21 protein-coding genes are annotated in these 21,174 nt (G+C 62.2%); 19 read left to right on the plus strand and 2 right to left on the minus strand.

Translation table 11 applies throughout. The features are described 5' to 3' along the window. The first annotated feature begins 29 nt into the window (after positions 1–29). From PPN31114_RS24155 to mctP, 7 genes are all read left to right on the plus strand, one after another. A complete protein-coding gene (locus tag PPN31114_RS24155) occupies positions 30–1,463 on the plus strand; it encodes an NAD-dependent succinate-semialdehyde dehydrogenase (RefSeq protein ID WP_150682074.1) in 1,434 nt (477 codons plus the stop codon). A gap of 136 nt (positions 1,464–1,599) precedes the next feature. After that, the gene (locus PPN31114_RS24160; RefSeq protein ID WP_150682075.1) at positions 1,600–1,815 is read left to right on the plus strand and encodes a DUF3311 domain-containing protein; all 216 of its coding nucleotides are present in this window, start codon (positions 1,600–1,602) and stop codon (positions 1,813–1,815) included. A gap of 2 nt (positions 1,816–1,817) precedes the next feature. Continuing rightward, positions 1,818–3,293, plus strand: coding sequence for a sodium:solute symporter family protein (locus tag PPN31114_RS24165; protein ID WP_150682076.1), 1,476 nt, complete (start codon positions 1,818–1,820; stop codon positions 3,291–3,293). A 79-nt stretch (positions 3,294–3,372) separates the two neighbouring features. Then, complete coding sequence (locus tag PPN31114_RS24170) at positions 3,373–3,861, plus strand: 6,7-dimethyl-8-ribityllumazine synthase (RefSeq protein WP_150682077.1); 489 nt, start codon at positions 3,373–3,375, stop codon at positions 3,859–3,861. Continuing rightward, the gene (locus PPN31114_RS24175; protein ID WP_150682078.1) at positions 3,858–5,051 is read left to right on the plus strand and encodes a M20 aminoacylase family protein; all 1,194 of its coding nucleotides are present in this window, start codon (positions 3,858–3,860) and stop codon (positions 5,049–5,051) included. Before PPN31114_RS24170 ends, PPN31114_RS24175 begins: the two co-directional genes overlap by 4 nt. Before the next feature lie 227 nt (positions 5,052–5,278). Continuing rightward, positions 5,279–5,458 (plus strand): DUF3311 domain-containing protein, encoded by a 180-nt coding sequence (locus PPN31114_RS24180; protein ID WP_058375367.1) that lies wholly within the window; start codon positions 5,279–5,281, stop codon positions 5,456–5,458. Next, entirely contained in the window at positions 5,459–6,955 is a 1,497-nt protein-coding gene (mctP, locus tag PPN31114_RS24185; protein WP_150682079.1) for a monocarboxylate uptake permease MctP, read from the plus strand. Positions 6,956–7,041: 86 nt separating this feature from the next. Here the strand turns inward: mctP and PPN31114_RS24190 are convergent, their stop codons facing one another. Beyond that, the gene (locus tag PPN31114_RS24190; RefSeq protein WP_150682080.1) at positions 7,042–8,133 is read right to left on the minus strand and encodes a GlxA family transcriptional regulator; all 1,092 of its coding nucleotides are present in this window, start codon (positions 8,131–8,133) and stop codon (positions 7,042–7,044) included. 214 nt (positions 8,134–8,347) lie between these two features. Here PPN31114_RS24190 and PPN31114_RS24195 point away from each other — a divergent pair, with 214 nt between their 5' ends. From PPN31114_RS24195 to PPN31114_RS24225, 7 genes are all read left to right on the plus strand, one after another. Next, a complete protein-coding gene (locus tag PPN31114_RS24195) occupies positions 8,348–9,430 on the plus strand; it encodes an ABC transporter substrate-binding protein (RefSeq protein WP_150682081.1) in 1,083 nt (360 codons plus the stop codon). A gap of 14 nt (positions 9,431–9,444) precedes the next feature. Continuing rightward, a complete protein-coding gene (locus tag PPN31114_RS24200) occupies positions 9,445–10,515 on the plus strand; it encodes an ABC transporter ATP-binding protein (protein ID WP_150682082.1) in 1,071 nt (356 codons plus the stop codon). Continuing rightward, on the plus strand, positions 10,512–11,402 hold the full coding sequence (locus tag PPN31114_RS24205; RefSeq protein WP_150682083.1) for an ABC transporter permease: 891 nt from the start codon (positions 10,512–10,514) through the stop codon (positions 11,400–11,402). The genes PPN31114_RS24200 and PPN31114_RS24205 overlap by 4 nt, the downstream gene beginning before the upstream one ends. After that, a complete protein-coding gene (locus tag PPN31114_RS24210; RefSeq protein WP_150682084.1) occupies positions 11,399–12,187 on the plus strand; it encodes an ABC transporter permease in 789 nt (262 codons plus the stop codon). Before PPN31114_RS24205 ends, PPN31114_RS24210 begins: the two co-directional genes overlap by 4 nt. 42 nt (positions 12,188–12,229) lie before the next feature. Continuing rightward, on the plus strand, positions 12,230–13,243 hold the full coding sequence (locus PPN31114_RS24215; RefSeq protein WP_150682085.1) for a proline racemase family protein: 1,014 nt from the start codon (positions 12,230–12,232) through the stop codon (positions 13,241–13,243). A gap of 192 nt (positions 13,244–13,435) precedes the next feature. Then, positions 13,436–14,275, plus strand: a complete 840-nt coding sequence (locus PPN31114_RS24220; protein WP_150682086.1) for an intradiol ring-cleavage dioxygenase — start codon at positions 13,436–13,438, stop codon at positions 14,273–14,275. 5 nt (positions 14,276–14,280) lie between these two features. Then, positions 14,281–14,802: a GNAT family N-acetyltransferase gene (locus PPN31114_RS24225; RefSeq protein ID WP_150682087.1), complete on the plus strand. Its 522-nt coding sequence runs from the start codon at positions 14,281–14,283 to the stop codon at positions 14,800–14,802. A gap of 16 nt (positions 14,803–14,818) precedes the next feature. On the opposite strand, the gene PPN31114_RS24230 is transcribed toward PPN31114_RS24225, so the two are convergent. Beyond that, a complete protein-coding gene (locus tag PPN31114_RS24230; RefSeq protein ID WP_150682088.1) occupies positions 14,819–15,715 on the minus strand; it encodes a LysR substrate-binding domain-containing protein in 897 nt (298 codons plus the stop codon). A 156-nt stretch (positions 15,716–15,871) separates the two neighbouring features. Between PPN31114_RS24230 and PPN31114_RS24235 the strand changes: the two genes are divergently transcribed. From PPN31114_RS24235 to PPN31114_RS24255, 5 genes are all read left to right on the plus strand, one after another. Next, positions 15,872–17,293 carry an amidase family protein gene (locus PPN31114_RS24235; protein ID WP_150682089.1) on the plus strand — a complete coding sequence of 474 codons (1,422 nt, stop codon included), beginning with the start codon at positions 15,872–15,874 and terminating at the stop codon, positions 17,291–17,293. Positions 17,294–17,305: 12 nt separating this feature from the next. Then, positions 17,306–17,515, plus strand: a complete 210-nt coding sequence (locus tag PPN31114_RS24240) for a DUF3311 domain-containing protein (RefSeq protein ID WP_150682090.1) — start codon at positions 17,306–17,308, stop codon at positions 17,513–17,515. Between the two features lie 17 nt (positions 17,516–17,532). Continuing rightward, a complete protein-coding gene (locus tag PPN31114_RS24245) occupies positions 17,533–18,921 on the plus strand; it encodes a sodium:solute symporter family protein (protein WP_150682091.1) in 1,389 nt (462 codons plus the stop codon). A gap of 115 nt (positions 18,922–19,036) precedes the next feature. Beyond that, the gene (locus PPN31114_RS24250) at positions 19,037–19,702 is read left to right on the plus strand and encodes a GntR family transcriptional regulator (protein WP_150682092.1); all 666 of its coding nucleotides are present in this window, start codon (positions 19,037–19,039) and stop codon (positions 19,700–19,702) included. A gap of 379 nt (positions 19,703–20,081) precedes the next feature. After that, positions 20,082–21,149, plus strand: coding sequence for a TauD/TfdA family dioxygenase (locus PPN31114_RS24255; RefSeq protein ID WP_150682093.1), 1,068 nt, complete (start codon positions 20,082–20,084; stop codon positions 21,147–21,149). The last annotated feature ends 25 nt before the right edge of the window (positions 21,150–21,174 follow it).

A 21,174-nucleotide genomic window follows, 5' to 3' on the forward strand; every position in this document is an offset into this window, starting at 1 on the left:
TTCTCTCCTTTCTGTTTCGAGACGTTGAAATGTATTCCTACCCTGATATCAAGATGCTGATCGGCGGTCAGTGGCGCAGCGCGCCGGGCCAGCCCGTGACGAACCCTTCGGAAGGCACGACGATCGGCATGGTGCCGACGGCATCGCTCGCAGACCTCGATGCTGCGCTGTCGGCTGCTGAAAAGGGCTTCCGCGTTTGGCGGCGCACTTCGCCCGCGCAGCGCACCGAGATCATGTTGCGCGCGATTGCCTTGCTCAAGGAGCGCGTCGAGAGCATCGCCTTCGCTATCTCGCTGGAACAGGGCAAGACGCTGGCACAGGCACGGGCGGAAGTCCTGCGTGGCTGCGATCTGATGACGTGGGACGCCAACGAAGGCAAGCGCCTGTACGGACGTGTGATTCCCGCCGAGCCGGGCATGCGCCACACGGTGGTGCGTGAGCCGGTAGGGGTGATCGCGGCGTTCACGCCGTGGAATTTCCCGATGAGCTCGCCCGCCCGCAAGGTCGGCGGCGCGCTCGCCGCCGGTTGCTCGATCATTCTCAAGGCCGCGGAAGAAACCCCGGCCGGGGCGGTGCTGATGGCGCAGGCGTTTCAAGACGCAGGCCTGCCGGACGGCGTGTTCAACCTCGTGTTCGGCGACCCGGCGACGATCTCGTCGCACCTGATTGCCAGCCCGATCGTGCGCGGCATCACGTTCACTGGCTCGACGCCGGTCGGCAAGCATCTCGCGGGGCTGGCTGCCCAGCACATGAAACCGGCCATTCTCGAATTGGGTGGCCACGCGCCGGTGATCGTGTGCGACGACGCCGATCCTGACGCCGCAGCGCTCGCCTGCGTCAAAGGCAAACTCAATAACGCCGGGCAAGTTTGCGTGGCACCTACGCGTTTCTTCGTTCATCGCAAGGTCTACGACGCCTTTGTGAGCGCGTTCGCGCGTCACGGCGGGGCAATCCGTGCAGGGCACGCGCTGGAGTCGTCGAGCGACATCGGCCCCGTGGTGAACCAGCGCCGTCTGGATGCGCTGCATTCATTGGTCGACGACGCCGTCGCGCGCGGTGCACGTGTGGTGTGCGGTGGCGAGCGAAACGACGGCCCCGGCTACGTCTTCCCGTTCACGGCACTGGCGGATGTGCCGCCCGACGCGCGCGCCATGCTTGAAGAACCCTTCGGCCCGCTCTCGCTCATCGTGCCGGTCGACAGTCTGGACGATGCCATCGCGCGCGCCAACAGCGTGCCGTATGGCCTCGCGGGCTACGCCTTCACGCGCTCGGCAGCGAACGCCTACCGGCTGGGCGACGAACTCGAAGTCGGCAACCTCGCCATCAACCATCTGGTGTCGGCCGTCTCGGAAACCCCGTTCGGCGGCGTGAAAGACAGCGGCTACGGCAGAGAAGGCGGCACCGAGGGGCTTGAGTGCTACACGCACGTCAAGAGCATCTCTCACTTGATGGAACCGGCGTAACCCGGCGACGGATCCGACGCGGGGAATCGTACGGGACACGCTTCGCCGCATTCGTGACGCGCCGCACGGCATCGATCACTTCACGTGATACGCCGTTCGGCACGACAAGCAAACGGGAACAAACCAGGAGACGCACATGCGGTCCATACATCTATTAGCACTCCTACCAGTATTGGCGGTTTTGGTAGGTCCGTTTTTCGTCAATCGCGTCACGCCGTACGTGCTCGGCATGCCGTTCCTGCTGGCGTGGCTGGCTGGGGCGCTAGTGCTCACGTCGATCGTGATGGCCATCATTTTCTATGCTGATCAGGCGCGACTCGCGTCGTCCGATCACGGTGGCGAAGGAGCCTGAGCATGAATAGCGCATTGATCTTTATTTTTCTGGCGGTGGCGCTCGCGCTATTCCTCGGCATTCGGGCGCGGCGCGGCAAGGACATGAGTCTGGAGCAGTGGACCGTCGGCGGTCGCGGCTTTGGCGCGGCCATCGTCTTCCTGCTCATGGCGGGCGAAATCTATACGACGTTCGTGTTTCTCGGCGGCAGCGGCTATGCCTACGGACACGGCGCAGGCGCGTATTACCTGCTGGGCTACGGCAGCCTGCCGTTCATCCTGTCGTACTTCTTGCTGCCGCCGATCTGGCGTTACGCCAAGGAGCGCAACCTGATTTCGCAGCCCGACTTCTTCGCCTCGAAATACGACAGTCCGGTACTGGGCGTGCTCGTCGCCATCGTCGGCTTTGCGGCCCTCGTGCCGTACCTCGTGCTGCAACTCAAAGGGCTGGGCATCATCGTCAGCGTGTCGTCGTATTCGGCCATTTCGTCGAATCAGGGCGTGCTGATCGGTGCTGTCGTGGTGGCGGTGTACGTTGCGCTGTCCGGCGTGCATGGCTCGGCGTGGACGTCCGTCGTCAAAGACGCGCTAGTCATGTTCGTCGCCGTGTTCCTCGGCCTCTATCTGCCGTATCACTACTACGGTGGGGTGGGCGACATGTTCGCGGCCATCGAAAAGGCCAAGCCCGGTTTCCTCGCTCTGCGCGACGTCGGCGAAAGCCCCGTGTGGATGGTCTCGACGGTGATTCTGTCGACGCTGGGCTTCTACATGTGGCCGCACATGTTCATGGCTACGTACACGGCCAAGCGTGAAGAAGTGCTGCGCCGTAACGCCTTCGTGTTGCCGATCTACCAACTGATGTTGTTGTTCATCCTGTTCGTGGGCTTCTCGGCGGTGCTGGCGGTGCCGGGCCTGACGGGTGGCGACATCGATCTGGCGCTCTTCAAGGTGTCGCTCAAGACGTTCGATCCGTGGTTCGTCGGCGTGATCGGGGCGGCCGGGATTCTGACGGCGCTCGTGCCGGGATCGATGATTCTGATGACCTCGGCTACCTTGCTCGCGAACAACGTCTATCGTCCGCTGCGTCCGCAATCGAGCGATGCGCATGTGGCCCGTGTGGCGAAGTGGCTGGCACCGGTTGTCATGGCGCTCGCGGTGCTGTTCACGCTTAACGGTGGCCAGACCATCGTTGCGCTGTTGTTGATGGCCTATGCGTTGGTGACGCAGTTGTTCCCGGTGTTGCTGGCCAGCCTGATCGGCAAGCACCTGATCACGCGTCCGGCGGCGTTCGCCAGCATCATCGTCGGCGTCGCGACGGTCGGCTGGGTGTCGCTCACCAAGAAGTCGGTGGCCGCGCTGTTCCCGTTCTTCCCCGACGCGCTCAAAGACCTCAACGTCGGCATCGTCGCGCTGGTGTTCAACGTGGTGACGCTGGTGGTCGTGACGTTGCTCACGCGCCGCTCGGCGGGTGCTGCGCAGTTGTCGGCCGACGCGTCCTGACGACGCGCTAATGAAGTGAGCGAGACGCCTGCGCCATCGGGTCACACCGGGTGCGGGCGTCTCGCGTGACAGACAAGCTATGACGAATTCCCTAGATATTCACCGCATTGCCTTCGTACAGGCGGGCTGGCACGCCGATCTGCTCGACGGCGCGCGCGACGCCTTTCAGACTCGTATGACGGAGCTCGGCGTACCCGCCGACGCGATCCGTCATTTCGACGTGCCGGGCGCATTCGAAATCCCCTTGTTCGCGAGACGCCTCGCCCAGAGCGGGCAATACGACGCCATCGTCGGGGCCGCGCTGGTGGTGAATGGCGGCATCTATCGCCACGAGTTCGTGGCACAGGCTGTCGTCGATGGCCTGATGCGCGTGCAACTCGACACTGACGTACCGGTGTTCTCAATGTCGCTGACGCCGCATCATTTCCACTCGCACGACGAGCACTACGGCTTCTTTGACGAGCATCTTCGCCACAAAGGGCGTGAGGTGGCCGACGCGTGCGTCGGCATGCTGCTTGCCCTCGCCAACCTCGACCACGAGCCAACCCAGAAGGAATCTCAAGCATGATGCCCTCCAGCGATCTGGACGCATTGCTAGCGCTTTGCGGCGACGAATTGCGCACGCTGCGCCGTGATTTGCACGCGCATCCCGAATTGCGCTTCGAAGAGCGCCGAACGGCCGACATCGTGGCCGACTATCTGACGTCGCTCGGTTACGCCGTGGATCGAGGGATGGCGGGCACAGGCGTCGTCGCGAGTCTGCCGGGGCAAGACCCCACGCGCGGTATCGTCTTACGCGCCGACATGGATGCGTTGCCGATTCAGGAAGCCAACACGTTTGACCACGCGTCGTGCCATCACGGCGTGATGCACGCGTGCGGACACGATGGCCACACCACGATGCTGCTCGGGGCGGCGCGCGTGCTGCGAGAACTTCCGCAACTGCCAGGCTCGGTGCACTTCGTCTTTCAGCCGGGCGAAGAGGGCGGCGCAGGTGCGCAGAAGATGATCGACGACGGCCTGTTCGAGCGATTTCCGACGCAGGCCGTCTTTGGCATGCACAACTGGCCGACGCTGCCAGCGGGCGAGTTCGGCCTGCGCACGGGCGCGATCATGGCCGCAGGTGTGCGCTTTCGGATCACCATTCGCGGCAAAGGGGCCCACGCTGCGCAGCCGCATCTCGGGCTGGACCCGATTCCGCTGGCTTGCTCGATGGTGCTTCAGTGCCAGACGCTTGCCGCGCGGCACAAGGACCCCGTCGCGCCGGCGGTCGTATCCGTGTGCATGATGCACGCTGGCGACACCGATAACGTGATTCCCGATACCGCGGAGTTGCGTGGCACGATCCGCACGCTATCGTCGGCAGTGCTCAACCAGTTGCAAGACGGTATCCGCCGTATCGGCGACGGTCTGGCGTTAGCCTCCGGGGCGACGATCGAGACGGAGTTCTTCCAGTACTACCCCGCGACGGTGAACACCGCACGCGAGACGGCGTTTTGCGAGCAGGTCATTCGCACGGCGTTCGGCGATGCGGCGACGCATGCCGACGTGCCGCCCAACATGACGTCGGAAGATTTCGGTTTCATGCTCGAAGCGAAGCCGGGGGCTTACGTGCTGATCGGCAATGCGCCGCGCGGCGAGACCGGCGTTGGGCTGCATCATCCGGCTTATGACTTCAACGACGACATCATTGGCGATGGCGTTCGGTACTGGGTGTCATTAGCGCAGGCGTATTACCTGACGAAAAACGACGATTGAATTCTGTAAAAAACCATTGATGCCGATTTCGGTAAATAAAACCAAAATAAACCGACCGAAATTCGTTATTAAGTTTTAACACGCACAACATCGCTTCAAATCTCCGAAACCCGCTGCTGGCGGGCTTTCGGGGGTCTTCAGCAAATCCTACATCGTTCGGCTAGAGTGTATTTACGCGTGATCGACATGCGCCTTCGCCGAATTAAAACAAGAGGAGACTTGCTGAAATGCGGTTATTGCTATTGCTGCCGTTTATCGGTTTGTTGTGGGTGCCGTTCTACAACAGTGAGCTGCCATCGCTCTGGGGATTTCCGTTCTTCTACTGGTACCAGTTCGCTTGGGTGCCGGTGACATCGCTGCTGATCTGGATCGTATTTCGCGATGGTCTGAAGAAAGGGGAAGAGTAAATGGGCGCCGCCGGTATCAACTGGACCGCGCTCGCGGTCTTCGTATTTTTCTTTGTCCTCGTCACCGTGATGGGGTTCTGGGCGTCGCGCTGGATGGCGGGCCCCTCGAACAAAGGCGCGCATCTGGATGAGTGGGGTCTGGGCGGTCGCAATTTTGGCGCGTGGATCACGTGGTTCCTCGTGGGCGGCGATTTCTACACCGCCTACACCGTGATTGCCGTCCCGGCATTGGTCTACGCGGTCGGCGCTTACGGCTTCTTCGCGCTGCCTTACACGATTCTCGTCTACCCGATCGTCTTCCTGATCATGCCGAAGCTCTGGCATGCGGCGCACAAGGCCGGTCACGTGACCGCGGCCGACGTCGTCTACGGACGCTATCAATCGCGTCCGCTGGAGTTCGCGATTGCGCTGACCGGCGTTGTTGCGACCATGCCGTACATCGCCCTGCAACTGATCGGGATGGAAGTCGTGATCAAGGCGCTCGGGCTGACAGGTGAGTTGCCGCTGCTGGCCGCCTTCGTCATTCTTGCGCTGTACACGTATTCGGCAGGCCTGCGCGCACCGGCGCTCATCGCGTTCGTCAAAGACCTGATGATCTACATCGTCGTGCTCGTGGCCGTGGTTGTCGTGCCTGCCAAGCTGGGCGGCTACGGCGCCGTGTTCGATACGGCGCGCGACGTGTTTGCCAAGAAGGGCGGGGCGACCGGGCTCACACTCAAGCCGTCGCAATTCCTGCCGTTCGCGACATTGGCGCTGGGCTCGGCCATGGCCGCGTTCATGTATCCGCACACGCTCACCGGCATTTTCGCAGCGAAGGATGCGAACACGATTCGTAAGAACGCCGTGTTCCTGCCTGCCTACACCGTGCTGCTTGGCCTGATCGCGCTGCTCGGCTTCATGGCCTATGCCGCAGGGGTAAAGGTGCCGACGAACAACGACGTCGTCCCGGCGCTGTTCAACGGCCTGTTCCCGAGCTGGTTCGCGGGCTTTGCGTTCGCCGCAATTGCCATCGGTGCGCTGGTGCCTGCTGCCGTGATGTCTATCGGTGCATCCAACCTCTTTACGCGCAACTTCTGGAAGCCCTACGTCAACCCGAATATCACGAACGAGGGGGAAGCGAAGGTCGCCAAGGTGGTGTCGCTGGTCGTGAAGCTGGGCGCGCTTGTGTTCATTCTGTTCCTGCCGACGCAGTTCGCGCTGGATCTGCAACTGCTTGGCGGCGTGTGGATCTTGCAGACGTTCCCGGCGCTAGTGTTCGGCCTGTTCGTGGGTTGGTTCGGCGCGCGTGCGCTGCTGTGCGGGTGGGCGTTCGGCATTGTGTGCGGCAGTTGGCTGGCGTTTGCCGATGGCATCAAGCCGGTGCACACCTTCACGCTGGGCGGCGACAAGTACTCGCTCTACACCGGGCTGATTGCATTGGCGCTGAATATCGTCGTGGCCGTTATCGCCAACGTGGTGCTGGGCAAGGGCTCGCGCCCGGCGCTGCGGAACGCATAAGAAGTCTGAAGTCGTGTTACTGCCGCGTTCATACGCGGCGCCCCAGTGCCTCACGTGCGGGATATCCGCCGTGAGGCACTGTCGTTTCAGCCTTGCCTGGCAGCGTCGTTCTGACGGAACTCACGCGGCGATACGCCGTATCTGGCCCGGAAGTCGCGCGAGAAATGCGCCCCGTCGGAGAACCCGCACTCCAGTGCGATATCGGTGATGCTGCGCGTGTCGTGCCGCAACTGCCAGCGTCCGTAGTCGAGCCGCATGCTGCGCAGAAACGACATGGGCGAGACGCCGAGTGCCTCGTGAAACGCGCGCTCCAACTGTCGCCGCCCAACGCTCACATAGCGGGCGATGGCGTCGAGCGTGGGCGGGTTGTCGATGCGTTGCTCGATAAAGTGCGCCGCCTGGCGCACGCGCACGTCGGCAATATGCGAGAGATCGGCGTAGAAGTGCGCCTGCGGCAGTTTCGCGGGCCGGATGCCTTGCAGCATCATGTGCCGCACCACCTGGTGCGCCTTGGCCTGACCGCAATGGCGGGCCACAAGATACAGCCCCAGATCGATGGCAGCCGTCGATCCGGCGCACGTAATCAAGTCTCCCTCGTCGACAAACAGATGATCGACGACGGCCTTTGTCTGCGTGAATCGCGTGCGAAACGCGTCAAGCACATTCCAATGCACGCACACCGTGCGTGAGCCGACCAGTCCAGCTTGCGCGAGCGTGAACGTGCCCGTGCAGATGCCGAGCATGCGCACGTGCTTCGCACTCGCCAGTTGCAGCCAGTCGCGCAATGGCGGCGGCAAGTAGGTATTCGGGTAGTCGTTGCCGCCGCACATGGCGATGTAGTCGAAGCACGACGGATCGTCGGGCAGCGCGCTCTCGACGTTGATCGCCACCCCGGCGCTCGACTCGCGCGGCAGCCCGTCCATGCTCATTACGCGCCAGTGCACGTCGATTTGACGGCTGCGACCGCCGTGATCGGCCGCCAACCGCAGCACATCGATAAGCCCCGCAAATGCCGCCAGCGTGAACTGGTGAAGCAGGACAAGACCGATCGAGAGCTTGGCTTTCGTGCAGGGAGGTGATTCGTCTGTGCTTGGCGCGCGCACGGCATTGCCGATGTCGTCGCCGCGTGGCGAGACATCGGGCGCCAGCCAGTTCGGTGTGCGCGTCGCAGACTTCATTTTTTTTCCAGTCTCCCGCCGGGCGGTTTTGCCGTATTGATAGCGTTTCGGATGTCGCGTTTATACAAGTTTTTGACCGGCACTTGCAAGTTGGCGACAACCCTTGCTCGCTACCATGCATCACAGTGATTCAGTGCAAATGGCTGAATGCACGAGATGGACGTAATGCTTGCAAGCGTTGGAATGACTGGCCACACCTTCCTCGAGGGACGACATGAAATTCTGCAACCGCAACACCTTACGGAAGTCCGCCATTGCCTTGGCTGCTACGGCAATCGCGACGACCGCGTCTTTGGTTTCCTTCGGGGCGTACGCGCAATCCTCTCGCGAGCGCATCACCGTCGCGATGTATGGCGGTAACTGGGGCGACGCCTTCAAAGCCTGCGTGGCCGAGCCGTTCACGAAGGCGACCGGCATCACGGTGACGCCCGAGATCGGTACATCCACCACAACGCTCGCCAAGCTGCAACAGCAAAAGAATTCACCGACCATCGACGTGGCATGGCTCGATGGCGGCATCAGCGAACTGGCCTTTGACGCGGGCGTCGTCGACAACCTCGACCCTGCTGCTATCCCCAATCTGAAGAACGTCAACGCGAAGGGCGTTTATCGCAACGGCAGCACGACGTACGCGGTGAGTTCCGGCTACTACTCGCTCGGCCTGACGTACAGCACCAAGTCGGTGAAGACCCCGCCGACCAGCTGGAAAGACCTGTGGAAGCCCGAATACGCGGGTGCTGTAACGGTGCCGTCGCCCTCGAACTCGGCGGGCGTGCCGTTCGTGATCTTCTTGGCGCATGTGTTGGGCGTCGATCCGTCGAACCTCGGCCCGGTGTACAGCAAGCTGGCGTCGCTCGACGCGTCGCTTTTCTACGATAGCTCGGGCGCGGCGACCAATGCCTTCCAGAGCGGTGAGGCGATCATCGGCGCGCACTTCAACGTCGGGGCATGGGATTTGATCGACAAGGGTGTGCCGATTGGCTTCGTCGTGCCCAAAGAGGGTGTATGGGCGACGGATGCCCGCCTGCATCTCGTGAAGGGCTCGCGCAACAAAGCGGCTGCCGAGAAGTTCATCAACACGGCGCTGACGCCCGAGGCCGCCTCGTGCTTGGCGAGCAAGTTGTATCTCGGCCCTGCGGTGGCCGGTGTGAAGGTGTCGCCTGATGTCGCTCGCAAGCTGCCGTGGGGCGCGAACGGGTCGGTCGACGATCTGAAGTTGTTCGATTGGAGCATGATCAACGCGCGCCGCGCGGAGATCACGTCCGCCTGGAACCGTCAGGTCTCTGCAAAGCGGTGAGGAAGGGTAGTGTCATGACAGCATTGCTTTCTCTGGACGCGGTCTCCAAGCGCTTTGGCGGCTATCAGGCGCTCGACTGCATCAGCCTCGACGTGCGACAAGGCGAGTTCATCGCGTTGCTCGGGCCGAGCGGCTGCGGCAAGACGACGCTGCTGCGCGCCATCGCCGGTTTTCAAACGCCCGACAGCGGCCGCATTGCCATCGACGGCGAAGACGTGACCCAGTTGCCGCCGTACCGTCGCCCGCTCAACACGGTGTTCCAGCAGTACGCGCTATTCCCTCACATGCGCGTGTTGGAGAACGTGGCGTATGGTCCGCGCCGTCAGGGTGTCGGGCGCGACGAGGCCGCCAAGCGCTCGCGAGACGCGCTGGCGATGGTCGGGCTCGAAAACTTCGGCGAGCGTTACCCGCGTGAGTTATCCGGTGGGCAACAGCAGCGTGTCGCCTTGGCGCGTGCCATCGTGAATCGGCCGAAGCTGTTGCTGCTCGACGAGCCGCTCTCGGCGCTCGATATGAAGTTGCGCAAGCGTATGCAGTTGGAGCTCAAGCATTTGCAAGAGCGGCTCGGCATCGCGTTCGTCTTCGTGACGCACGATCAGGAAGAGGCGATGACGATGGCAGATCGCATCGTCGTCATGAACGCGGGGCGCATCGAGCAGGTGGGCACGGGCATCGATATCTATCGCCGCCCGGCGACACGCTTCGTCACTGAATTCATCGGCGATGCCAACATGATTGCGTTCGACGTGCGCGACGGCGCTCTGCATCTCGATATGGCGACGCCTGCGCAATGGCCCGCACCGGCTTCGGTGTCGAAGCGCGGTGTCGCGGTGCTGCGTCCTGAGCAGCTGCATGTGGTGGCAGAGGCTGCCAACGCCGCACCTGACGCTGCGGCCTGCCGCATGCACGGCGTGCTGGCTGACATCGTCGACATTGGCAGCCATGCGCTGCTGTATGCCGACGTGGGCGCGCAGCGCATCGTGGCGCGCACGACGAGCGGCATCGCCGCCACGCTGCGGGCTGGGGCGCCGGTGCATCTCGGCTTCGATCCGGCGGATGTGCATCTGATCGGGGATGCCGCATGAACCCGACCCTGTCGCTGCCCGCGCACCGCGAGCCAGCGCGTTCGCTGCGGCTGGCGCCCGTGTGGATGATCGGCTTGCCGTTGCTGTTCTTCGCGGCGTTCTTTCTCGCGCCGCTGGCAGTCGTCTTGGTGGCGAGCTTTACCGAGGCTCACGGTGCAGGGTTTTCGGCGCTGACGTTCGCGAACTACGCCCGCGTGCTCGCGGATAGTTATCACTGGGAGGTCACGCTCGTCACCTTCCGTATTGCGTGTCTGACGACGGTATTCAGCGTGCTGCTGGGCTATCCGCTGGCGTGGTATCTCGTGCGCATCGTTCGCTGGCAGGCGTGGCGACGCGCGTGCGTGATTCTGCTGGTGGTGCCGATGCTCACGAGCAACATCGTGCGTTCGTTCGGCTGGATGGTGCTGCTCGGGCGCAACGGCCTCGTCAACGAAACGTTGTTGATGACGGGACAGATCGAGCGTCCGATTCGTTTTCTCGGCACCGAGACGGGCATTCTCATCGGCATGGTCTACGTGCTGCTGCCGTTCGTCGTACTTGCCGTGGGGAATTCGCTGGCCCGAGTGGACGTGTCGCTCGAACAGGCGTCGGCGGACCTCGGTGCGAAGCCGTTCGAAACGTTCTTTCACGTGACGCTGCCGTTGACCATGCCGGGCATCGTAGCCGGCGCGATCATGGTCTTTACGCTCGCCGTGTCGGCGTACGTGACCCCGGCGTTGCTCTCTGGTGGTCGCATTACTGTGCTGTCGATGCTGATCTTCCAGCAGTACAGCACCACGTTCGATGTTCATTACGGCGGCGCGCTCAGCATTGTGCTGCTGGTGTTCACGCTGGTGATGGTGGTGTTGGCTGGCCGTGTGGGCACGGTGCGTGGAGGTGTCCGATGATCGCGCGCATCTCCATCCGTGTCGTGGCGTGGGCCGTGCTCGCGTACTTGATGCTGCCGTTGGTCGTGATTCTGGGCAGTTCGCTCACGGCGACCGAATTTCTGGCGTTCCCGCCCCAGGGCATCACGTTGCGCTGGTATCAGCAGATGCTGCACGACCAGAGTTATCTGGCCGCTTTCTCGACGAGCACGATGCTGGCATTGGCTGCCACGGCCGCGTCGCTCTTGCTGACGGTGCCCGCGTCGCTCGTGCTGGCGCGTTACGAGTTTCGCGGCAAGGCGGCGCTCACCGCTGTGCTGATGGCGCCGCTCACGTTACCGCACATTGTGTTGGGTGCTGCGCTGTTGCAGTTCGGTGGGTACTTCGGGCTCACGCGTAGCTTCCTGTCGCTGCTGATTGGCCACACGATCATCGTTGCGCCGTTCGTGCTGCGCTCGGTGCTCTCGATGATGACGCCGGAGCAGCGGGCGCTGGAGGAAGCGTCTAGCGATCTGGGCGCGAATCCGTGGACGACGTTCTTCCTTGTGATTCTGCCGCGCATTCGGCCCGGCATTGTGACGGGATCGATCTTCGCGTTCATCTCGTCTTGGATCAACGTCGAGTTGTCGATCTTCAACACGACGGCGGACCTCAACACTATTCCGGTCAAGTTGTTCAACTACGTGCAGTACACGATCGACCCGACGATCGCCGCGGTGTCCGGCGCGACGATTCTGGTAGCCGTTCTGGCGATCGTGATTCTGGATCTCACCATCGGTCTCGACATGTTGTCGGATCGGCGCTAATTGCAACACCTCACTCTCAACTGATTCATTGGAGCCATCGCCATGCGTAAGCAAGACGCGTTCGACGTTATCTACACCCACACCGAAGGTGAACCGCTTTGCATCATCCACAGCGGCATTCCGTACCCGGCCGGTTCGACCATTCTGGAAAAGCGCGCCTTTCTCGAAGCGAATTACGACTGGCTGCGCAAGGCGCTGATGCGTGAGCCGCGCGGTCACCGCGACATGTTCGGTGTGTTTCTCACGCCGCCGTCGAGTCAGGAATTCGATGCCGGTCTGATCTACATCGACGGTACCGAGTACTCGCACATGTGCGGTCACGGCACGATTGCCGTGGCGATGGCGATGGTGGCGCATGGCTTCGTGCCGCGTGGCCCGAACGGCATCACCCGCATTCGCTTCGAAACCACGGCAGGGCTGGTGGTGGCCGAAGTGGCGACGGAAGGCGACGAAGTGCTGTGGACGCGCTTCGAGAACGTGCCCGCTTATGTGGCGGCGCAAGACGTGCCGGTGCATCTGCCCGGGTACGGCGATCTGAAAGCCGACATCGTGTGGGGCGGCAACTACTTCGGCATTGTCGATCTGACGCCGTGCAACCTGCGGATTTCGCCGGAGAACGGCAGCGAGCTGTCGCGTCTGGGCTTGCTCGTGCGCGATCAGATCAACGCGAAGATGCGCATTCAGCATCCGACGCAGGCGCACGTCAACAATCTGAACTACGTGACGTTCTGGCATTCGCCGACGATCGAAGGCGCGTTCTACAAAAACGTGCACGTGTTCAGCGCTGGGCAGTTGGACCGCTCGCCCGGCGGCACGGGCACTAGCGCGATGATGGCGATGTTCGAAGCGCGCGGGAAATTGAAGATGAACGAGCCGATTCTGACGGAAGGCTTGCTCGGCAGCGGTACGTTCGAGGGGTGTCTGCTTGGCGAAGTCGATCTGAACGGAACGCGTGCTGTGCGGCCGACGGTCAAGGGCACGGCGAGCGTGCTGGGTACCGCGCGTTGGGTGATCGATCGCAACGATCCGGTCGGCGCAGGGTTCCTGGTGCGATAAAACCCCGCGGGGGGTAAGGGGGGCTATGAGAGAAAGTCATGTCTCGGCCCCTCTCGGTGACGTGATCGCGCGCCGCTTCGCTTAGGCGTTGCGGCGTGCGGTGCATGGCGGCGCGCCGCGACCGGTTGCGCAATAATGTGCGCATTCCGGCGCGCGGCATCGTGCGCGCATTCACGTCATCGAGGACATCAGATGCGCAATCTCGACCAGCACACGATTACGCAAGAGGTGATCGGCCGCTTTGCCGACACCCCCGACCCGAGGCTCAAGGAGATCGTCACCAGCTTGGTTCGCCATCTGCACGACTTCGCGCGAGAAGTCGAACTGACCGAGGACGAGTGGGCGAAAGGCATCGCCTACCTGACGGCGACCGGCCAGAAGTGCGACGACAAGCGGCAGGAGTTCATTCTGCTGAGCGACGTGCTGGGGCTGTCGATGCTCACTGTGGCGATGAACAACGCTAAGCCGCCGCAGTGTACTGAAGCGACAGTGTTCGGGCCGTTTTATGTCGAAGGTGCACCGCATTACGAGAATGGCGACGACGTGGCGAATGGCGCTGCCGGTGAGCCTTGTGAGGTGAGCGGCGCGATCCGTGATCTGGACGGCCAGCCGATTGCGGGCGCGAAGATCGATGTCTGGCAGGCCGACTCCGAAGGCAAGTACGACGTACAGCGAGGCGAGCTCGATCATCCGGAAGGGCGAGGCGTGCTGCATGCCGACAGCGAGGGCCGATTCCACTTCCACAGCGTATTGGCCGAGGCGTATCCGATTCCGACGGATGGCCCAGTGGGAGAGTTGCTGGCGGCCACACGGCGACACCCGTGGCGGCCCGCGCATTTGCATTTCCGTATCGAAGCGCCGGGGTATGAGACGCTGGTGACGCACGTCTTTCGATCGGATGACGAGTGGCTCGATTCGGATGCTGTATTCGGTGTGAGGCAGTCGCTGATCGCGCCGTGGGTGCGGCGCGATGATGGCAGCTACTCGTTGACGTATGACTTCGTGCTCAATCCGGTCGGTGGGCGGGGCTAAACGTGATGAATGCGAAGAACGAGCCGCTGACGATCCGCCGAGCGACCGCGGATGACGCACCCGCCGTCTTGAAAGTCTTCGATGAAGTGATGGCGTGGTTTGTGGAGACTGGCAACGACGGCCAATGGGGCAGCGAGCCGTGGTCAACGTCGCCCCGGCGGATTCGACTGGTGACGGAAGCCTGTGGGTTACCCGAAGCATGGGTTGCCGAGGACTCGTCCGGACATGTTTTCGCGGCAATCGTCTTGGGAGACGCGCAACCCTATGTGCCTCCCGCAACTGAACCGGAAATCTATGTGAGGGTGCTCGTTGCCTCACGAGATGAACGCGCCCGTGGGATCGGTCGGCGCTTGATGGCCTTTGCCGACGAGCGCGCACGGGTTGCCGGTGTGCTGCGTTTGCGCGTTGACTGCTACGGCGGCGGGACGGGCGCCCTGGTACGGTTCTACGAGTCCTGCGGGTACGAACGAATTTGCACGTTCGACGTGGGCGGTTGGCCGGGCCAGTTGTTGGGGCGCAGTTTGTAATCCTCTGCGATTCGCCTCAAGCCTTCCGCGTCAACGCCTCCCGAAACAGCCCCGCGAATTTCGTCGCCGCCAGCGATAGCGGGTTATCGCGCAGCGTCACGATGCCGAGGGCAAGCGGTTGCAGTGGGATATTCACCGGGATGCGGATCAAAGGGTGCATTTGCGACTCGATTTTCAGCATGCCGTGCGGCACTGTCGTCAGGGCGTCTGTGGTGCCAATCAAGCTCGATGTCACGCCGTACGTGTTGGTCTTGATGATGCGGCGTGGCAGTGGAAGGCCTAGCCGCTCTAGTTGGTCGAGCAAGAACGTGTGCTGGCTACCGGGCGAGAGTTGCATGACCCAGTCGCAGTCCACCACGTCCTCCCAGCGTTTCGCCTTCGCAAGCGGATGGCCCTTCCTGCCGACGACAACGATTTCGAGCGTTCGCAACGGCTCGAATTCGAACTCTCTGCCGAGCGTTTCCTGAATCAACGCGGCAATCGCAAAGTCGACCGAACCTGCGCGCAGCGCGGGCACCACCGACGGCATCAAGCCTTCTTCCAGCGTCACATCCGCCAGCGGCATGCTGCGTCGAAAGTCGCGTAGCACATCAGGCAGGACACCAAGGAACACCATCGGCGTCACAGCGACCGACACGCGGGCATGTTCACCCCCCATCAACTGACGAATGTCCTGCCTCGCAAGGGCAAGCTGGTTCTGCGCCTGACGCGCACGAACCGTTAGCTCGCGACCGCAATCGGTCAGGGTGATACCCAGCGAACTCCTCACGACCAACGGGGCATCGAGATCCTCCTCCAGCTCTCGGATGGCCTTGGTGATCGCCGCCTGACTCATATGCAGACTGCGCGCCGCACCACGAATGCTGCCGGTCTCAACCAGCCGAAGCCACGCCCTGAGGTGATGATCCCGCATGCCCTTGTCTCCTTGACGGGGTCTTCCGTTGGGTGACAACCAAGAGTGGTCATCATCGGAAAAATGTTGTCTTTTCGTGTGCATCTTAGCGGATTAGTCTTGCTCGGAGCGTCCGTAGAACTCAATCGAAAACAAGACACAGCAGGAGACAAATCCATGAGCAATGAACTGTGGCGTTGGAGTGCCGTTGAAACCGTCAACCAGATCGCAAAGCGGGAGGTGTCGTCGACGGAGGTCGTAGCCAGTTGCCTGGCTCGGCTCGATGCGGTCAACCCGAAGGTCAACGCGGTCGTCGACGTTCTGGCGGATGAGGCGATGCAAGCGGCGGCTGATGCCGACGCGGCACTGGCTCGCGGTGAGTCCCTCGGGCCGCTGCACGGCGTGCCCGTGACGGTGAAAGTGAACGTTGATATGGCAGGCCGTGCCACCACCAATGGCGTCGTCTCGTATCAAGACGTGGTGGCCCGCGAGGACAGCCCTGTCGTGGCAAACCTGCGCCGGGCCGGGGCAGTGATCATCGGCCGTACCAACACCCCGGCCTTTTCATTGCGCTGGTTCACCGACAACGATCTGCATGGCCGCACGCTGAACCCATGGAACGCCAGCTACACCCCGGGCGGCTCCAGCGGCGGGGCGGCGGCGGCCGTCGCCGCAGGCATCGGTGCCATCGCCCATGGCAACGATCAGGGCGGATCGATTCGCTATCCCGCCTATGCCTGCGGTGTCGCGGGCTTGCGTCCCACACAGGGCAGGGTCCCGGCGTTCAACCCGTCGCAATTGCGCGATCGCACGATGGGCGCACAACTCTCGTCGGTGCAAGGGCCGTTGGCGCGCACCGTGGGTGACCTGCGGGTGGCGTTGCAAGCGATGGCAGGGCCGGACAAGCGAGATCCGTGGCAAGCATCGCTCCCACAGGGCGCCACGCCCGATGCATTTCCAACCCGTGTTGCCATGTGTACAAAAGTGCCGGGCATCGCGGCAGGCGCAGAAGTCGTCGCTGCCGTGGAGCAGGCCGCGCGCTATCTCGAGGATGCCGGCTGCGTGGTCGAGGAAGTCGCGCCGCCCAGTTTCCACGCGGCAACCGACCTCTGGCTGGCGCTGACGATGAACGAACTCGCCGCAGGCGTGGGAGACGCCATCGAACATTTCGGCGACGCCGCCGTGCGCGCCGCTATCGGCACGCAGCGTAGCCACACGAATGCGCTCGATCTCGTCGGCTACATGAACGCGCTTTCGATGCGAACCACCTTGCTGCGCGAATGGCAGCAATTCTTCGCGCGTTACCCGCTCTTGCTGATGCCGGTGTCTTGGCAGCGTCCGTTCCTGATCGATGCCGACCAGCAAGGGGTCGATGCTGCTCGCGGCCTTCTGGATGCGCAAAGTCCGCTGCTGGCGACGGCGATTCTCGGTTTGCCGGGGTTGTCCGTGCCGACGGGGGTGGCTGGCGGTGTGCCGATGGGCGTTCAACTCGTGAGCGGGCGGTTCCAAGAGGCGCTCTGTCTCACAGCAGGCGAAGCCATCGAAGCGCGATGCGGTGTGCTGACACCGATCGATCCGTCCAACGCAGCCACTCGCTGAAAGGGGCTTGCCATGCTCAAGCTTCTGATTGGACTGGGCGTTCCCTATGTCGGTGTGCTGGGCCTGTTGCCTTGGGTCGCGTCCGTCGACACCTTTGTGTTGGGCGTGCCGTTCATCTACGCGTGGATGTTTGCGTGGTTCTTCCTGACGTCGGTGTGCATGCTGATCTGCTGGCGATGCTTCGACCGTCCTGCCGCCGCACGCCGCGCGCAGGGTGCCTGACCTCCTGGAGCACGCAAATGGCCACGATGGTTTTTCTTGGGTTTATCGTTCTGTCGCTGTACCTGGCGCTGAGCTCGCGCAAAGGCGGCGCGCCGCAAAGTACGCATGACTTCTTTGTGGCGTCGCGACAGTTCGGCGCATTTCTGGTGTTCTTTCTCGCGGCGGGCGAAATTTACAGCGTCGCGACGATGGTGGGGTTTGCTGGCGGCATCTACGCGAAAGGGCCGACTTACGGCATTTGGTTCATGGGCTACATCCTGCTCGCGTATCCGCTTGGCTACTTCCTGGCCCCGAAGATATGGGAGGCGGGCAAGCGCTTTAACGCGATCACGATGCCGGATCTGTTCAAAGGCTATTACCAGAGCCGGGGCGTGGAGTTGGTGGTTGCGCTGTCGTCGATCTTGTTCCTGCTGCCGATGGCGCAACTGCAATTCACCGGCTTGATCGCGGCGTTCAACGGGTTGGGGTGGCGCCTCCAGCCGTTGAATCTCGTGCTCATCGCGGCAGTGATGGCCTTCACCTATATCGCGATCTCTGGCGTGCGTTCGTCGGCCTATGTTGCCGTGCTCAAGGACGTGCTGATGGTGGTAGCCATCGTGGTGACAGGCCTGGCTGTCGCTGGGGAAGTCGGCGTCGCGAAGGTGTTTCATGTGGCGAGTGAGCATGTCAGCAACCAGATGACTGCCGAACAGCTTCGCTTCTCCATGAGCACGATCCTGTTCCAATCGCTCGGCTTCTACATGATGCCGATCTCCGTGCAGTTCATATACACGGCAAAGAGTGCAGACACGATTCGCCGGACACAGGTCGCGATGCCGCTGTACATGCTCATGTACCCGTTCCTTGTGCTCGCGTCGTACTACGCGCTGACGCGAAGCGAGCCACTCGGTTCGGCGAACGAGGCCTTTTTCGTCGCGGCGATCCATCTGCTGCCGTCTTGGCTGCTTGGTGTGGTGACGGCGGCGGCTGCGTTGTCCGGCCTGCTGGTGCTCACCGGCATGTGCCTCGCGATCGGTTCCATCGTGACGCGCAATCTGCTGCCGAATCTTCCCGAGAACCGGCAAAAGGCGGGCTCCAAGGGCGTCATCATCGTGTACCTCGTGGTGTCGATTCTCATGACGCTGACCGCGCCGAACCTGATGCTGACGCTGATCAACACCACGTACTACGGCGTGACCCAGTTCTTGCCGGGCATTCTCGTCATCCTCTTCTCGCTGCGTGTCAGGCCGGGGGCGGTGGTGATGGGCATCCTGACAGGGCAGATCATGGCCATCATCCTGTACGTTCTGAAGGTCGATCTGGGGGGGATCAATTTGGGCTTGCCGTGTCTGGTGGCCAACGTCGTTGTGATGTGGGCGCTGAATCAACTGCGTACGCCGAATACGCTGGGGGCCGCGACGCGATAACGACTTGATCCGGAAGGGGCGGTGCTACGGGATGGGTCGAGAGCGGAAAAGTATACGGATTTCGAGGATTGTATAATCCTCGTGCCATTCACCTTCGCCTTGACCCGCCCCCTCCGTGACCGCCAGCGACGATTCCTCCCTCTCCACTGCCGAACGCGCTTACGAAGCGATCCGCCAACAGATTCTGTCGGGCGAATTGCAGGAAGGCGCGCCGATTCGTCAGGACGATATCGCGGCGCAAATGGGCGTCAGCAAGATCCCCGTGCGTGAGGCGCTCATGCGCCTGCAATCCGAGGGATGGGTCACGCTCAAGCGCAATGCGGGGGCGTTTGTTACGCCGCTCACCGCGAGCGATTGCGTCGAAATGCTCGATCTGCGCATCGCACTCGAATGCCGCGCGTTAGAGATTGCCGTGCCGAACATGGCCCCCAGCGATCTCGCATTGGCCGAACAATTGCTCAAGCGCTACGAGAGGGCAGATTCGCCGCAATCGTGGAGCGATCTGAATCTCGCCTTCCATCAGGCCCTCTACGCGCCCGCCAATCGCCCGCGACTGGTCGCCACCGCGCAGGCCGCGCAAGAGCGCATGGGGCGCTTTCTTCGCACCCATCTCTCCGCCGTCAACGACCATCAACGGTCCTACGACGAGCACTTCGCGATCCATCAGGCGTGTGCCGCAGGGGATACGAAAACCGCTGTTCGCCTGCTGCGCAAACATCTGGAACAGACGCAGCGCGAAGTGATGGCGTATTTCCGTTTGAGCGGTAAAACCACCGTCTGATCGCTGACGCGTCGCCCGCGGACATCACGCACTGAGAAACATTTTTCTCAAAATCGTATACGAAATCAATAAATGATATACGAGCGACATTTTGTTCGCGTATAGTCGAGTCGACCGGGAGTCCACGTACCCGGGAGTTCGGGTCGTCCCTACGGGATTTCGGACCCGCGATTCGCAGCGCCTGCCCCACGGTATAAGGCGTTACGAACGGTCATACCGTCGCGCAAACGGGCTTCGTGAGCCTGTTGTTTTGCGAGGCTAGGACTTTCCCTGATTGGACGTCGCTCCCGATTGTCGGACTTCAAAAGATGGGTGTAGTGTCTTTACATGTATATACAAAGTAAGACGGACTACTCATCGTATCTATCAGGAGAATTTCATGGCCGAGTCGCAGAGTCTGCAAGGCGCGTGTGTGTGGCAGGGTGCCGAGATGGTGAACCACGACCGCTGGGTCAAGACGTTCCCGGCCATCGTGCTCGAACAAATCGACGCCGCGCTGAAGGCAACCGAACAAATCGATTGGCGCGATATCAATCGTCATAACTTCCCGCTGCCAGACGCCGCCGCTTTCTTCGACGATGTGCGCGAAGAACTGGAAAACGGCTCGGGCATGGTCAAGATCCGTGGCCTCGACGTCAGCCGCTACAGCGCCGAACAACTGCGCCGCATGTGGTACGCGCTGGGCGCGCATCTCGGCACGCCGATGTTCCAGAACTATCGTGGCGAAGTCATGCGCGAGATCAAGGACGAAGGCATGGGCGTTGGCGCGAAGCTCTACGGCGCCACCGTCGATAGCTCGGGCAAACAATTCCTCTCGTCGGGCGCGCGCACCCTGTCGCCGGGACAACTGCGTTTTCACACCGACCGCTGCGACGTAGTGGGTTTGCTGTGCGTGCGTCAGGCCTCCGAAGGCGGCGTGAGCAAGCTGGCTAGCAGCGCTACCGTCTACAACGAAATTCTCAAGCGCCGTCCGGACTTGCACGCCTTGCTGTGCCAACCCATCCCGCGCAGCCGCTTCGGTGAAGAGGCGGGCGGTGAGCATGTCGCTTACGACCTGCCGATCTTCGGGGTGCGCGACGGCAAACTCACGAGCCATTTCTCGCTCACTTACATCGAGAACGCACAGATGCTGCCGGGCGTGCGTAAGCTCTCGGAAGCCGAACACGAAGCCATTCGCATGCTGATGGCTGTGGCTGAAGAGCAATGCTTCGAGATGCGATTTGCGCCGGGCGATATTCAACTGTTGAATAATCACGTCGTGTATCACGGCCGCACGGCATTCAAAGACGATGTGCAAACCGGCCAAGACCGTATGCTGATGCGTCTGTGGCTGTCCATGCCGAACTCGCGCGCGTTGCCGGAAGACCATGCGGTGCTCTGGGGCGACGTCGCCGCAGGCAAGCCCCATGGCGGTATCGCCCAGCCGGCCGCAGCACTGCCCGCCTGATTCTCGCTGATCCTAGTTAGACGCC

Origin of the sequence: Pandoraea pneumonica, assembly GCF_902459645.1 — a bacterium.
In the GTDB taxonomy this organism is placed as follows: domain Bacteria; phylum Pseudomonadota; class Gammaproteobacteria; order Burkholderiales; family Burkholderiaceae; genus Pandoraea; species Pandoraea pneumonica.